This window comes from uncultured Friedmanniella sp. (assembly GCF_964244285.1).
Lineage (GTDB): Bacteria > Actinomycetota > Actinomycetes > Propionibacteriales > Propionibacteriaceae > Microlunatus.
The window spans coordinates 640,940-654,415 of sequence record NZ_CAXTHT010000002.1; the positions used below are offsets into that span (position 1 = coordinate 640,940).

At 73.1% G+C, this 13,476-nt stretch carries 13 protein-coding genes and 2 riboswitches; of the genes, 12 read left to right on the forward strand and 1 reads right to left on the reverse strand.

Going from position 1 to position 13,476, the window contains the following annotated elements; genetic code table 11:
- Positions 1-72 precede the first annotated feature (72 nt).
- Positions 73-187, forward strand: a riboswitch (SAM riboswitch).
- A 256-nt stretch (positions 188-443) separates the two neighbouring features.
- The 11 genes from ACFE7W_RS07350 (at position 444) to ACFE7W_RS07400 (ending at position 11,968) form a co-directional block, all read left to right on the forward strand.
- Positions 444-1,451, forward strand: coding sequence for an amino acid ABC transporter permease (locus ACFE7W_RS07350; RefSeq protein WP_375424092.1), 1,008 nt, complete (start codon positions 444-446; stop codon positions 1,449-1,451).
- A complete protein-coding gene (locus ACFE7W_RS07355; RefSeq protein ID WP_375424093.1) occupies positions 1,448-2,260 on the forward strand; it encodes an amino acid ABC transporter ATP-binding protein in 813 nt (270 codons plus the stop codon). Before ACFE7W_RS07350 ends, ACFE7W_RS07355 begins: the two co-directional genes overlap by 4 nt.
- A 75-nt stretch (positions 2,261-2,335) precedes the next feature.
- Positions 2,336-3,367, forward strand: coding sequence for an ABC transporter substrate-binding protein (locus tag ACFE7W_RS07360; RefSeq protein WP_375424094.1), 1,032 nt, complete (start codon positions 2,336-2,338; stop codon positions 3,365-3,367).
- A gap of 84 nt (positions 3,368-3,451) precedes the next feature.
- The gene (locus tag ACFE7W_RS07365) at positions 3,452-5,434 is read left to right on the forward strand and encodes an FAD/NAD(P)-binding protein (RefSeq protein WP_375424095.1); all 1,983 of its coding nucleotides are present in this window, start codon (positions 3,452-3,454) and stop codon (positions 5,432-5,434) included.
- 103 nt (positions 5,435-5,537) lie between these two features.
- Positions 5,538-5,675 carry a hypothetical protein gene (locus ACFE7W_RS07370; protein ID WP_375424096.1) on the forward strand — a complete coding sequence of 46 codons (138 nt, stop codon included), beginning with the start codon at positions 5,538-5,540 and terminating at the stop codon, positions 5,673-5,675.
- Positions 5,676-5,741: 66 nt separating this feature from the next.
- A riboswitch (SAM riboswitch) is annotated at positions 5,742-5,855 on the forward strand.
- 31 nt (positions 5,856-5,886) lie between these two features.
- On the forward strand, positions 5,887-7,320 hold the full coding sequence (locus ACFE7W_RS07375) for an aminotransferase class V-fold PLP-dependent enzyme (protein WP_375424097.1): 1,434 nt from the start codon (positions 5,887-5,889) through the stop codon (positions 7,318-7,320).
- A complete protein-coding gene (locus ACFE7W_RS07380) occupies positions 7,317-8,297 on the forward strand; it encodes a glutathione S-transferase C-terminal domain-containing protein (protein WP_375424098.1) in 981 nt (326 codons plus the stop codon). The genes ACFE7W_RS07375 and ACFE7W_RS07380 overlap by 4 nt, the downstream gene beginning before the upstream one ends.
- Positions 8,294-9,508, forward strand: coding sequence for an LLM class flavin-dependent oxidoreductase (locus ACFE7W_RS07385; RefSeq protein WP_375424099.1), 1,215 nt, complete (start codon positions 8,294-8,296; stop codon positions 9,506-9,508). The genes ACFE7W_RS07380 and ACFE7W_RS07385 overlap by 4 nt, the downstream gene beginning before the upstream one ends.
- Positions 9,505-10,917 carry an NtaA/DmoA family FMN-dependent monooxygenase gene (locus tag ACFE7W_RS07390; protein WP_375424100.1) on the forward strand — a complete coding sequence of 471 codons (1,413 nt, stop codon included), beginning with the start codon at positions 9,505-9,507 and terminating at the stop codon, positions 10,915-10,917. The genes ACFE7W_RS07385 and ACFE7W_RS07390 overlap by 4 nt, the downstream gene beginning before the upstream one ends.
- Entirely contained in the window at positions 10,914-11,438 is a 525-nt protein-coding gene (locus ACFE7W_RS07395; RefSeq protein WP_375424101.1) for an NADPH-dependent FMN reductase, read from the forward strand. The genes ACFE7W_RS07390 and ACFE7W_RS07395 overlap by 4 nt, the downstream gene beginning before the upstream one ends.
- Positions 11,435-11,968, forward strand: coding sequence for a flavin reductase family protein (locus tag ACFE7W_RS07400; RefSeq protein WP_375424102.1), 534 nt, complete (start codon positions 11,435-11,437; stop codon positions 11,966-11,968). The genes ACFE7W_RS07395 and ACFE7W_RS07400 overlap by 4 nt, the downstream gene beginning before the upstream one ends.
- Before the next feature lie 25 nt (positions 11,969-11,993).
- Here the strand turns inward: ACFE7W_RS07400 and ACFE7W_RS07405 are convergent, their stop codons facing one another.
- Complete coding sequence (locus ACFE7W_RS07405) at positions 11,994-12,950, reverse strand: helix-turn-helix transcriptional regulator (protein WP_375424103.1); 957 nt, start codon at positions 12,948-12,950, stop codon at positions 11,994-11,996.
- 101 nt (positions 12,951-13,051) lie between these two features.
- Between ACFE7W_RS07405 and ACFE7W_RS07410 the strand changes: the two genes are divergently transcribed.
- The gene (locus tag ACFE7W_RS07410) at positions 13,052-13,471 is read left to right on the forward strand and encodes a VOC family protein (RefSeq protein WP_375424104.1); all 420 of its coding nucleotides are present in this window, start codon (positions 13,052-13,054) and stop codon (positions 13,469-13,471) included.
- Positions 13,472-13,476: the final 5 nt, after the last annotated feature.

Below are 13,476 nucleotides of genomic sequence, written 5' to 3' on the forward strand. Positions count from 1 at the left end.
GAGCCACCTGCTATTCCCTACTATCCCTACAGGGTTTGACACTTCGAGGGCCTGGCCGTAACGTTCTCGGCAGGTCACGAGAATCAGCGACAAGCCCTGGCTGGCTGATCGGCAACCCTCGTCTTCGGCGGTGGGGTGCCCCAGGTGACGACCGGGCAGGGGAGTCCCTCCTCTGCAAGCGCCGGTCCCCGCCCGGGGGCCCCGAGCTCGATCGGCTTGCCGCATGACCTGTCACCCCAACGCCTGGCATCCCCAGAGTCAGACCGCCGCTACAGATCGGCGCCGGACCCCCATCGGCCACCCCCGGGGGGCGGCCTGTTGTCGACACCCCCGCGGCCCTCGCGGCTGAGCGGCGCCCCGCTCGCCGCTGCCCCCCTCACCCTCCGTCAGCCCCGGAACCGGCTCCCGCCGGCGCCCCGTCACGCCTCGAGGTCCCCATGAGCATGAGCACCGACCGTCGGCCGCCGCCGGCGTCTGACCACCCACCCCAGCCCGGGCAGCCCAAGCCGGTTCTCCGGCCGGACGCGACCGGCGCCGCCACCCCGGCCGCCCAGCTGGCCTCCACCCGCGTCGTCCCGCTGCGCCACCCGTGGCGCTGGGTCGCGAGCGTCGTCGTCCTGCTGCTGCTGGCCCAGGTGGTCCGCGGCCTGGCGGCCAACCCGGCCTACCAGTGGGGCGTCTTCGGCTACTGGTTCTTCCAGCCGATCATCCTCGAGGGCCTCCTGGTGACCCTGAAGCTCACGGCCTACAGCGCGGTCATCGGCTTCGCTGCCGGCATCGTGCTGGCGCTGATGAGGCTCTCGGCGAGCCCCGTGCTGCGCTCGGTGAGCTGGGTCTACATCTGGATCTTCCGCTCGATCCCGCTGATCGTCCTGCTGCTGTTCCTCGCGAACGCCACCGCCCTCTACCCGAGCCTCGGGCTGTCGGTGCCGTTCGGGCCGCAGCTGTTCAGCCTCGACGCGACCCAGCTGCTCAGCTACGAGGCCGCGGCGATCATCGGCCTCAGCCTGAACGAGGCCGCCTACGCCGCCGAGATCGTCCGGTCCGGCCTCATCTCGGTCGACCCGGGCCAGCGCGAGGCGGCCGTCGCACTGGGACTGCCGCGGCACCGGCGCTTCAGCCGCATCGTGCTGCCGCAGGCGATGCGCGCGATCCTGCCCTCGTACGCGAACCAGCTGATCGGACTGCTCAAGGGCACCTCGGTCGTCTACATCACCTCGCTGCTCGACCTCTTCGGCCAGGTGGAGACCCAGGCGAGCACCAACAGCGGCGAGGTCATCCCGCTCCTGATGGTGGCGACGGTCTGGTACGTCATCCTCACGACTGTCCTGTCGGTGTTCCAGTACTTCGTGGAGCAGCGCTTCGCCCGCGGCGTCGACCGGCTGGCCCAACCCGGACGAGCCCAACGGGTGCTGGCGGCTGTCCTCACCCGACGGGGGGTGGCCCGATGAGCGCGGCGGTCACCGGCACCTCGCCCGTCCCGACGGCACCCGCGGCGACCACGGCCGTCGTCCAGGTGCGTGGGGCGACGAAGTCCTTCGGCGCGCACACCGTCCTTCACGAGGTCGACCTCGACGTCGAGCGGGGCACGGTGACCGTGGTCCTCGGGCCGTCCGGGTCGGGCAAGTCGACCCTGCTGCGCTCGATCAACCACCTGGAGAAGCTGGACGCCGGCTTCGTCAGCGTCGACGGCGAGCTGGTCGGCGTCCGGGTCCACCGCGGCCGGCTGCACGAGCTCAGCGAGCGCGCGATCCTGCGCCAGCGCGCCCGGATCGGGTTCGTCTTCCAGAGCTTCAACCTCTTCCCGCACCTCACGGTGCTGGACAACGTCGTGGAGGCGCCCGTCGCGGCGCTCGGACGCGACCGGGCCGAGGTGCGGGCCGAGGCGCGGACGTTGCTGGAGCGGGTCCGTCTCGCCGACAAGGCGGAGTCCTATCCGCGACAGCTCTCCGGCGGGCAGCAGCAGCGGGTGGCGATCGCCCGTGCTCTCGCGCTGCGTCCGGAGCTGATCTTGTTCGACGAGCCCACCTCGGCCCTGGACCCCGAGCTCGTCGGCGAGGTCCTCGCGGTGATCAAGGACCTGGCGGCGTCCGGCACCACCATGATCATCGTCACCCACGAGGTCGGATTCGCCCGCGAGGTCGCCGACACCGTCGTGTTCCTCGACGGCGGCCGCGTCCTCGAGCAGGGACCTCCCGAGCAGGTCCTGACCCATCCGCGGCACCCGCGCACCGCCGCGTTCCTCAGCCGCGTGCGCTGACCCACCCCACCCGGACCCACCTCATCCCGCACGGCCTGCGGCGCCGCCGCGGCACCCCATTTCAAGGAGACAACCATGTCGATCACCACCCGTACCCGAGCAGGGTCGGTCGCCGCCCGCGCCGCGCTGCTCATCCCCGTCCTGGCCCTCGCGCTCGCGGCCTGCTCGACGAGCGACGCGGCCACCACGAGCGCGCCGAGCGCCGACGCGAACGGCAACACCGCCGTCGTGGTCGCCGACAACACCACCACCGCCACCCGCACCGAGATCACCGTCCAGACCCAGGCGGCCCTGCGGGACGAGCTGCCCGCCGCCGTGAGGGACCGCGGGACGCTGGTCATCGGCGTCGGCGCCCTGCCCGCCGGCTTCCCCCCGCTGGCCTACGTCGGCGACGACCACAAGACGCTCACCGGCGCAGAGCCAGACCTCGGCCGGCTCGTTGCCGCGACCCTGGGCCTGAAGCCCGACCTCCAGAACAACGCCTGGGAGAACATGTTCGTCCGGCTCTCCAGCGGCCAGCTGGACGTCGGCTTCTCCAACATCACGGTCACGGAGGAGCGCAAGCAGAAGTACGACTTCGCCTCCTACCGTGACGACAACCTCGCCTTCGCGGTCACCAAGGACGACCCCTGGACCTTCGACGGCGACTACCACGCGCTGGCGGGCAAGACCGTCGCGGTCGGTTCGGGCACCAACCAGGAGAAGATCCTGCTCGAGTGGCAGAAGAAGCTGAAGGCGGAGGGCCAGACGCTCGAGGTGCGCTACTACAAGGACAACAACAGCACCTACCTGGCCCTGGCCTCGGGTCGCATCGACGCCTACTTCGGGCCCAACCCGGGGATCGCCTACCAAGACCAGCAGTCGGCGGCCACGAGCACGCCGACCCGGACCGCCGGGACGTACTCGGGGGCGGGTGACACCCTCCAGGGGCTCATCGCCGCGACGACGAAGAAGGACAGCGGCCTCGCGAAGCCCGTTGCCGACGCCATCAACTACCTGATCACGAGCGGACAGTACGACGCGTGGCTGAAGGCGTACAACCTGCAGAACGAGGCGGTCAAGTCCTCCGAGATCAATCCGCCCGGGCTGCCGCTCGACAACGCATGATGCGTCCGCGTCGGGTGCGGCTCACGTGAGTGACCTCACGCCGCATTCCCGATGAAGCCGGTAGACAATGGGGAGGAAAGTACCGTGACCACCGAGGAGCACGCCATGACCGAGCCGTCGACGAACCGGCCGCTCGTGCTCGCCCTGGTGGGCGTCGGGCCGCGGGGAGCCGGCCTGCTCGAGCGGCTCGTCGCCAATGCTGCGGTGCTCGGCTCCGGGCCGGTCGAGGTGCACCTGATCGACCCGTTCCCGGCGGGCGGCGGACGGGTGTGGCGCTCGGCGCAGTCGGAGCTGCTGCGGCTGAACACCACCGCCGAGGACCTGACCGCGTTCGTCGACCACACTGTCGCCATGGCGGGGCCGGTCACCCCCGGTCCGACGCTGGCCGAGTGGTGCCAGACCCACGGCGTCGACCTCGACGACCGGGCCCTGGCCGCCGAAGCCGCGTCCCTCGGTCCGCTCGACTTCCCGACCCGACGGCTGGCGAGCGCCTACCTGGACTTCGCCGTGCGGCGTGCGCTGTCCCCGCCGCCCGCCGGTACGACCGTCCTCACCCACCGGCAGCGGGCTGTCGACCTTCGCTGCGGCCCTCGCCCCGACGCCAAGGGCGATCGCGAGGTCGTGGTGCTCGAGAACGGCGAGACCATCGAGGCCGATGCGGTCGTCCTGCTCAACAGTCATGTCGACGTCGGCCCGGCGCCTCGGTTCGCGGCGCTGGCCGACTTCGCGACCGAGCACGGGCTGACCTACCTGCCGCCCGGGTACGCCGGCGACCTGGACCTGAGCGCGGTGCCGGCCGGGCAGGACGTGCTCGTCCGGGGCTTCGGCCTGGACTTCGTCGACCTGATGGTCCTGCTGACCGAGGGTCGCGGCGGGCGCTTCGTCACCCGAGGTGACCGGCTGGTCTACGAGCCGTCCGGCTCCGAGCCGCACCTGCTCGTCGGCTCGAGGCGCGGCGTCCCCTACCACGCGAAGCCGACCTACCGGCTGCGCGTGCCCAGACCGCCGGGCACCACCTTCTGCACGCCACAGGCGGTGTCCGCGCTGCTCGGGAGGGGCGAGACGCTCCACTTCTTCGACGACGTGTGGCCACTCGTCGGACGTGAGGTGGCCTGGGGCTACTACCGCGAGCTGGGGCTGGGCCACCCGGACCGGATCGCCACCTCCTGGTCGGACTTCGCGGAGGGCTTCGCCGCGCTGGAGTGGGGGAGCGAGGCCTATGACCGCTGGATCGCTGACGCGGTACCGGACCACGCCGACCGCTTCGATCCGGCGGCCGTCGACCGCCCGCTGCGTCAGCTGCGTGTCGCCGACGCCGACGAGCTCAGTACGGTCGTCCGCCGCTACGTCCGCGCCGACCTCGCCCGTCGCGCGGACCAGCGGCACAGCGCCGACCTCGGCGCCTTCTTCGCGCTGCTCGCGGTGCTGCCGGTCCTCGGGCCGGTGCTCGGCTCCCCGCAGCTGGACCCGCGCTCGCTGGTGGCGGACTTCTACGGCTGGTTCCTGGGCTTCTTCAGCTTCTGGGCCAGCGGGCCGCCGCCCGACCGACTGGAGCAGCTCCTCGCGCTCGAGGAGGCCGGAGTCGTCTCCTTCCTCGGCCCGGGTCTGGAGGTGGCGGCCGACGTCGAGCGCGGAGTCTTCGTCGCCCGGTCCTCCGCCGTGGCCTACGAGGTCGAGGCGCACGCACTCGTGGACGCCACGTTGCCGGCGTTCGACCTGGGCCGCGCCGAGGACCCACTGCTGGCCGCGCTGCTCGCGCGCGGCGAGGTGTCCTCCCACGTGCTGCGGGACCCGGCTGGACGGCCGCTCGACACCGGCCAGCTGCGGACCGACGCCACTCATCACCTGGTCCGCGCCGACGGGTCGGTCGCGCCGCGGCGGCTGGCCCTGGGCATGCACACCGCGGTGAAGGCGGCGGCGTTCGCGCGTCCGTGCACGAACGCGCCGGTGCACCGGCTCAACGACCAAGTCGCCCGTGCCCTGCTCGCGCTGCGACACCACCCGGCCGAGGAGGCCGTTGGCGTACCCGCCGACGATGAGCCGGTCGGCGCGGGAACGAGGGGCTGACGTGAGCCCGCGGTCGCCAGGACGCCCGGCGGCACCCGTGGCGCGGACAACGGCCGGGGGGCGCCCGGCTCGTGGCCTGGCACCGCTCGTCGACCTCTCGGCGATGGCGGGTCTCCCGTGTTCCGACGGGCGGGGCTCGGTCAGCGACGTGACGGGTGAGGACGACCTGGCGAGGGTCACAGACGACAGCGGGCCCTCCCTGACCGAGCTCGCCGCCCTGCTGTCCGTGCTGCTCAAGTAGCCGCCGGCTCCCGTCCACACCCTGTACCAATGCTTGTTGCTAGGAAATATCGAGTTATCGTGTCCCTGTCACGAGCGTCAGCGTCAAGCCCCGGCTTGCTGACCGGCAACCCTCCTCCGCGGTGGGGTGCCCCGGGTGACGACATGGCCGCTGCCGACCGGGCAGCGGCAAGCGCGGCCCCGTCCTGGGGTCCTGATCCGGAAGGTCATCCGTGACCGTTCTCGCCCCCCCGTCCACCCCGACCCCCAGCGTCGCGAGCCCGACCCCGACCGGGCCTGCGGTCGCCGCCGAGGTGCCCGCCTTGCTGCCGACCGTCGGCGCCTCGGAGTCCGTGCCGCTGGTCGGGGGCCGGCGTGCGCGTTTCGTCCACCTGGACACCGCCGCCAGCGCCCCCGCCCTGACCCGGGTCGCGAACCACGTGAGCGACGTGCTGCCGTTCTACGCCAGCGTCCACCGCGGCGCCGGGTACCTCTCGCAGCTGTGCACCGGACTCTACGAGCAGGCCCGCGTGACCGTCGGCCGCGCGGTCGGGGCCCGCGCCGACGATGTCGTCGTGTTCACCCGCAACACGACCGACGCCCTCAACCTCCTCAGCGCCGCGGTCCCGGGCGAGGTGGTCGTCCTCGACGTGGAGCACCACGCGAACCTGCTGCCCTGGCGCTCGCCGTCTCCTGGGCACGGCGTCCGGGTCGTGCCCAGCGGCTCGACCCTGGGGGAGACGGAGGCGGCGCTGGCGGCCGAGCTGGCGCGCCGCCCGGCGGCGCTGCTCGCGGTCACCGGCGCGTCGAACGTCACCGGGGAGGTTCCCGACCTGCCTCGCCTGGTCCGTCTGGCTCACGCCCACGGCGCCCGGATCGCCGTGGACGCAGCCCAGCTCCTCCCGCACCGGGGCTTCGACCTCGCCGGGCTGGGCGCGGACTACGTGGCCTTCTCCGGTCACAAGCTGTACGCCCCGTTCGGCGCCGGCGCGCTCGTCGGGCGCCGCGACTGGCTGGACGAGGCCGAGCCGCACCTGGCCGGCGGCGGTGCCGTGCGTCAGGTCACGACGACCGGCACGGAGTGGGCGAGCAGCCCGGAGCGGCACGAGGGCGGCACCCCGGCCGTGCTCGGCGCCCTCGCGCTCGCCGAGGCGCTGCGCACCCTCGAGGCGACCGGCCCGGGCCGGATCCGCGCCCACGAGGCCAGCCTGCACCGACGCCTCGTCGACGGGCTACGGCTGCGGGGGATCGAGCCGCTCCGGATCTGGCCCGACGCTGCCGACGTGGTCGGCGTCGTCAGCTTCACCGTGCCCGGCTTCCGCTCGGCGCTGGTTGCCTCCTACCTCTCCGCCGAGCACGGCATCGGCGTCCGGGACGGCCGGTTCTGCGCGCACCCGCTGCTGGCCCGGCTCGGGGTCGACGACGGCGCGGTGCGCGCCAGCCTCGGGGTCGCCAACTCCTCGGCCGACGTCGACCGACTTCTCGGAGCCCTGGACCTGCTGGTCGCCGAGGGTCCCCGGTGGACCTACACCGCGGACGGCTGCCGCCCCTTGCCTGACGACCGCGAGCTTCCTGCCTGGGCGGCCGTGACCGGTCTGCAGGCCCTCGGCACGGCCAGCACCCCGTGCGCACCTTCGAACACCCCAGCGGCAGGAGCCGACCGATGACCGAGACCACCACCGCCCGGGCGGGCTTCGCCAGTCCCGTCGACGTGGCGCGGCACGGGACCTACCGGGTGCCGCAGCGCCCTGAGGACCCCCGGCCGCTCTACCGCTTCACCCACCGGATCACCCGGGACGGCTCCAGCGGCTTCCCGGCCGTGCCCGGTCGCTACCACCTGTACGCGGGCTGGTTCTGCCCCTGGTCGCAGCGGGTGGTGCTCGAGCTCGAGGTGAACGGACTCACGACGAGACCAGCGGGGGGTCAGGCGGGTCGTCCCTCCTCTGAGGATGGCGGTGTCATCTCGGTGTCCTACGTCGACGACGCCCGCGACGGCCGCGGCTGGGCCTTCCGGCAGACCCACGGACCCGACCCCGTGAACGGCTTCACCCTCTTGCGCGACGCCTACGAGGCCACCGAGCGGGGCTTCGACGGCCACGTCAGCGTGCCGACCCTGTGGGACACCGAGACCGGACGGGTGGTCAGCAACGACTACCGGACGCTCGGGCTGGACATCGCCACGCAGTTCCCGGGTTTCCGCTACCCGGGCGTCGACACCTATCCCGCGGGCCACCGTGCGGAGATCGAGGAGCTCGACCGGTGGGTCGGGCCAGCGGTCAACCAGGGGGTGGGTCGGGCGTCGGGGAAGGGGCCGGCGGCCGAGCAGGCACGCTCGGAGCTGCTCGGCGCGTTCCGGCGGCTGGACGCCCGGCTCGTCGACGGCGGTTTCCTGGTCGGGCGTGGGCTCACCGAGGCCGACATCCGGCTGTGGGTGACGCTCGCCCGCTACGACGTGCAAGCGAACGCCGACGGGCGGCTCGGTCCGCCGCTGAGCAGCTACCCGCACCTGGCCCGCTACGCGGCCTACCTCGCGGAGCTGCCCGCCTTCCGGGCCAGCACCCGATGGTCCAGCTTCAGCGCGCCGGACGCGGTGCCGTCCTTCCTGCCCCACCGTCCCGCCGACCCCACCGGAGGTCCCCGATGACCCGCCCGCTGCACCTCGCCGTCGCTCTGGACGGTGCCGGCTGGCATCCTGCGGCCTGGCGGCTGCCGACGGCCCGGCCGCGTGACCTGCTCACCGCCGGCTACTGGGGCGACCTCACCCGGCGCGCGGAGGAGGGGCTGCTCGATCTCGTGACCATCGAGGACGGGCTGGCCCTGCAGAGCACCTCGTTCGTCGGGCCCGACCACCGCACCGACGAGGTCCGGGGCCGGCTGGACGCGGTCCTCGTCGCCGCCCGGGTGGCGCCGCTCACCGAGCACATCGGGCTGGTGCCGACCGGCACGGTGACCCACACCGAGCCGTTCCATCTCTCCAAGGCCATCGCCACCCTCGACTACGTCTCCCAGGGCCGCGCCGGCTGGCGGCCGCAGGTGTCGGCGCGGCCCGAGGAGGTCGCCCACTTCGGGCGACGGGAACCGTGGGGCGACCCGTTTGCCGCCGCCGAGGGGGCCGACGACGAGGCGGCCCGGGGTCTGGTTCGCAACCTCTTCGCCGACGCCGGGGACGCCGTGGAGGTCGTCCGGCGGCTCTGGGACAGCTGGGAGGACGACGCCGAGATCCGCGACGTCGCGACAGGCCGTTTCGTCGACCGCGACAAGCTGCACCACATCGACTTCGTGGGGCGCTCCTTCTCGGTGCGGGGGCCCTCGATCACCCCGCGTCCACCGCAGGGGCAACCGGTCGTGGTGGCGCTGGCGCACGCGGAGATACCGCGGACCTTCGCCGCGCGTGCCGCCGACGTCGTCCTCATCACCCCGCACGACAACGCCGCTGCCGCGGCGCAGGTCGAGGAGATCGTCGCGTCCCGCCGGGAGGCCGGTCGCACGGGTGCCGACCACGTCTTCGGCGAGCTCGTCGTGCTGCTCGACGCCGACCAGGCGCGGGCCGACGCGCGGTGGGCCCAGCTCGAGGACTGGTCGGGCCGCAGGTTCACCAGCGACGCCGAGATCTTCGTCGGCACGCCCCAGGGCCTCGCCGACCTGCTGCTCGCCCGGGCCGAGGCCGGGCTGACCGGCTTCCGGCTCAGGCCGGCCGCCCTGCCGCAGGACCTCGACGCGATCGTCGACGGCCTCGTGCCCGAGCTGCAGCGCCGGCAGGCCTTCCGTACGGCCTACGAGCCGGGCACCCTCCGCGACCGGCTCGGCCTCGAGCGTCCGGCCAACCGCTACGCCACGAACCGAGGATCGGTATGACCAGCACGCCCCGCAAGCAGATCCACCTCGCCGCCCACTTCCCGGGGGTGAACAACACCACCGTGTGGAGCGACCCCGCCGCCGGGAGCCACATCGAGTTCAGCTCGTTCGTGCACCTCGCTCAGACCGCGGAGCGGGCGAAGTTCGACTTCTTCTTCCTGGCCGAAGGGCTGCGGCTGCGCGAGCAGGGCGGCGAGATCTACGACCTCGACGTCGTGGGTCGGCCCGACACCTTCACGGTCCTGGCCGCGCTCGCTGCCGTCACCGAGCACCTCGGGCTGGCCGGGACGATCAACTCGACGTTCAACGAGCCCTTCGACGTGGCGCGCCAGTTCGCGACGCTGGACCACCTCTCCGCCGGCCGCGCCGCCTGGAACGTCGTCACCTCCTGGGACGCCTTCACCGGGGAGAACTTCCGGCGCGGCGGCTTCCTGGCTTCTGACGAGCGGTACTCCCGCGCCCAGCACTTCCTCGACGCCGCGTTCACGCTCTTCGACTCCTGGCGAGGCGACGAGGTCGTGAGCGACCAGACGACGGGGAGGTTCCTGCGCAACCCCGAGGTCGGGACCTTCACCCACCGCGACCAGCACTTCGACATCTCCGGCGCCTTCACCACCCCGCGCAGCCCGCAGGGCCGACCGGTGATCTTCCAGGCCGGGGATTCCGAGGAGGGCCGGGAGTTCGCCGCCGCGACCGCCGACGCGATCTTCACCCGCCACGGCACCTACGACGCGGGCCGCGCCTTCTACGCCGACGTCAAGGGCCGGCTGGCCGCGTACGGCCGGCGGCCCGACCAGCTGGTGGTGCTGCCCGCGTCGACGTTCGCGCTCGCCGACACCGACGCCGAGGCCGCCGAGCTCGCGCACGAGGTCCGGCTGCAGCAGGTCAGCCCGGCGACGGCGATCAAGCTCGCCGAACAGCTGTGGAACACCGACCTGTCCGAGATCGACCCCGACGGTCCGCCACCGGCCTTCGACCCTGTGGTGGGGGAGACCATCAGCAAGGGCCGGGCGAGCGTCCGCATGTACCGCGACCCCGTCGCGACCGCGCGGGAATGGCGCGAGCGTGCGGCGACCGAGCACCTGTCGCTGCGCGAGCTGATCGTCGAGACGACGAACCGGCAGACGTTCGTGGGCTCGGCCCAGACGATCGCGGACACGATTGACCGGTTCGTGCAGGACGACGTCTGCGACGGCTTCATCCTGGTCCCGCACATCACCCCGGGCGGGCTCGACCGCTTCGCCGACGAGGTCGTCCCGCTGCTGCAGGAACGCGGCTCGTTCCGCACCGAGTACGAGGGCGAGACCCTGCGGGACCACCTCGGGCTGGACCCGGCCCCCCGCGTCCTCCCTCGCTCCTCCGCCGGTGCGGCCCCAGCCAGTACAGCCCAGGTCGGAGCGTCCTCGTGAGTCTCGTCGCCCTGTCCGGGAACCCCCGTGCCGGCTCGCGCACCCTGCTGGTGGCCCGGACGCTGGCCGAGGCGATCGCCGCCCGGACCGACGCCGGCCCGCCGGTCTCGCTGGACCTCGCCGAGGTCGCGCCGCAGCTGTTCTCCGAGAGCGCGCCCGAGGTCGACCGGTTCGCCGAGACCCTGGCCGGTTCGTCGGTGGCCGTGGTCGCGACGCCGGTCTACAAGGCGAGCTACACGGGCCTGCTGAAAGCCTTCCTCGACCGCTACCCGAGTGGGGGACTGCAGGGCGTGCTCGCTGTGCCGGTGGTGGTCTCGGCGAGCCCGGCCCACTCGTTCGTGGCCGAGCACCTGCTGCGGCCCCTGCTGGTCGAGCTCGGCGCCCTCGCTCCGACACGTCCGTTCGCGGTGACCGAGAAGCAGCTGCCCGACCTGGACGGTCTCGTGGGCGCGTGGGCGGACGAGGCCGCCGCGCTCGTCTCCGCCCTGCTGAGGGTCCGGCGGGCGGGGGCAGGGGCATGACCGTCGAGCCCCGCGCCCAGGCTCAGGAGGGCCAGGGGTCGGCGGCGATCAGCTCGGAGGCGTTCCGGTCGATCTTCCGTCGCCACCCCGCCGGCGTGGCCGTCGTCGCCCTGCGTGACGGCGACCGGCCGGTGGGTTTCACCGCGACGTCGGTGGTCTCGGTGTCCGCGCAGCCGGCCCTGCTGACCTTCTCGGTGGCGGGGACGTCGTCGTCCTGGCCGGCCCTCAGCCGGGCCGACACCCTGACGATCAGCTTTCTCGGAGCCGCCCAGGTCGACCTGTCCGCCCGGTTCGCCACCCGGGACGTCGACCGGTTCGCCGGGGTCGACTGGCGCTGGCTGCCCACCGGCGAACCCGTCCTCGACGGGGTGCCGGCGTGGATCCGGGGGGACGTCGTCCAGCGGGTCGCCCTCGGGGCCAGCCACCTCGTCGTCGTCGGTGCGCGTGAGTCGTCCCAAGACGGCGGCGGAGCTCCGCTGGTCTACCACGACCGGGCCTACCACTTCCTCGACGAGAATTCCGCCCTCTGACCGGGCGTCGACGCCGTCCTCGGCGTCACGGCGTACCGGCCCCTCGAAGACGGTCGCTCAGGGCGAGCACGGCCTCTCGGAGCGGTGCCGGACCATCGACGGTGAAGTCGACCGTCAACGCGGCGAAGGTGGCGGCCAGTCCCGTCCAGGACCACGACCCGAGCGTGACCCGGCACTGACCCGGACCGGAGGCCTCGACCAGCGCGTCCTCCGGCAGGTAGGGCGCCAGGCTGGTCACCGCGTCAGCGGGCACGGTCACCGAGCCGGTACACGGCCAGACGTCGTCACGCCGGGAGCCCTTGAAGCGGGCGGCGACGAAGGCCGCCGGATCGCCTCCGGGGACCTGACGCGGCGTGAACCGGAGTCCGGTCCGCGACCTCGGGGTCATCCGGTCGACGCGGAAGGTGCGCCAGTCATCGCGGTCGAGGTCCCAGGCGAGCAGGTACCAGCGACCGTGGCGGGCGATGACGGCGTACGGCTCCACCCGGCGGGGCGGGCGGTCCTCGTCGGCGGGCAGCTGGTCGAAGCGGAGCACCTCACCGCGGTGCTCGGCCTCGCTCACCGCCACCAGGATGTTCGCGTCCACCTGGACTGCCTCCGGCTTCGTGACCGCGGCCACCGCGTCGATCCGGTGCCGCAGACGCGAGGGCATGACCTGGCGGACCGTGGCGAGGGCCCGCGCGGCCGGCTCGGCGATGTCGGCGCCGGACGCCGGGGCCACCGCGAGGGCCAGCGCGATGGCCACGGCCTGGTCGTCGTCGAAGAGCAGCGGCGGGAGTTCGGACCCCGCGGCGAGCCGGTACCCGCCGGCCGGCCCCCGGAGCGCCTCGACCCGGTAGCCGAGCTCGCGCAGCCGGTCGACGTCGCGCCGGATCGTCCGGGGACCGACGTCGAGCCGCTCAGCAAGCTCGTGGCCCGGCCAGTCCCGGTGCACCTGCAGCAAGGACAGCAGGGCGAGCATGCGGGAGGACGGTCCGGACATGGCGCCATTCTCGTCGAAGAAGCGGTCACGATCTGACCTGATCCTCCGAGAGGCTGTTCGCACGGCGATCACGACGGTCGCCCGAACCACGAGGAGATCCCATGTCCATCGAGACCACCCCGCACCTCAACTTCGACGGCGACGCCCGAGCGGCGCTCGACTTCTACGCCGCGGCCTTCGGCGGTGAGGTCGCGGCGATGACGTACGGCCAGATGGGCGCCTCCGACGACCCGGCGTGGGCCGACCGGGTCGTCTTCGGGCAGGTGTCCACCGCCGCCGGCTTCCGGGTGATGGCGTTCGACGTCTGGCCCGGCCAGCCGTACGACCAGGGGGCGAACGCGTTCTACGTGTACGTGCACGGCACCGACGCCGAGGAGGTCACCCGCTACTGGAACGGCCTGTCGGAGGGAGCTGAGGTCCGGCAGCCGCTCGGGCCGTCCGCGTGGGCGCCGCTCGCCGGCCAGCTCCGCGACCGCTTCGGCGTCGTGTGGGCGCTCGACGTCGCTCCGGCCGCCGGCTGAGGTCG

Coding starts and splice junctions, on each gene's coding strand:
- ACFE7W_RS07350 (WP_375424092.1), top strand. CDS start 444: ATGAGCACCGACCGTCGGCCGCCGCCGGCGTCTGACCACCCACCCCAG.
- ACFE7W_RS07355 (WP_375424093.1), top strand. CDS start 1,448: ATGAGCGCGGCGGTCACCGGCACCTCGCCCGTCCCGACGGCACCCGCG.
- ACFE7W_RS07360 (WP_375424094.1), top strand. CDS start 2,336: ATGTCGATCACCACCCGTACCCGAGCAGGGTCGGTCGCCGCCCGCGCC.
- ACFE7W_RS07370 (WP_375424096.1), top strand. CDS start 5,538: ATGGCGGGTCTCCCGTGTTCCGACGGGCGGGGCTCGGTCAGCGACGTG.
- ACFE7W_RS07380 (WP_375424098.1), top strand. CDS start 7,317: ATGACCGAGACCACCACCGCCCGGGCGGGCTTCGCCAGTCCCGTCGAC.
- ACFE7W_RS07385 (WP_375424099.1), top strand. CDS start 8,294: ATGACCCGCCCGCTGCACCTCGCCGTCGCTCTGGACGGTGCCGGCTGG.
- ACFE7W_RS07390 (WP_375424100.1), top strand. CDS start 9,505: ATGACCAGCACGCCCCGCAAGCAGATCCACCTCGCCGCCCACTTCCCG.
- ACFE7W_RS07400 (WP_375424102.1), top strand. CDS start 11,435: ATGACCGTCGAGCCCCGCGCCCAGGCTCAGGAGGGCCAGGGGTCGGCG.
- ACFE7W_RS07405 (WP_375424103.1), bottom strand. CDS start 12,950: ATGTCCGGACCGTCCTCCCGCATGCTCGCCCTGCTGTCCTTGCTGCAG.
- ACFE7W_RS07410 (WP_375424104.1), top strand. CDS start 13,052: ATGTCCATCGAGACCACCCCGCACCTCAACTTCGACGGCGACGCCCGA.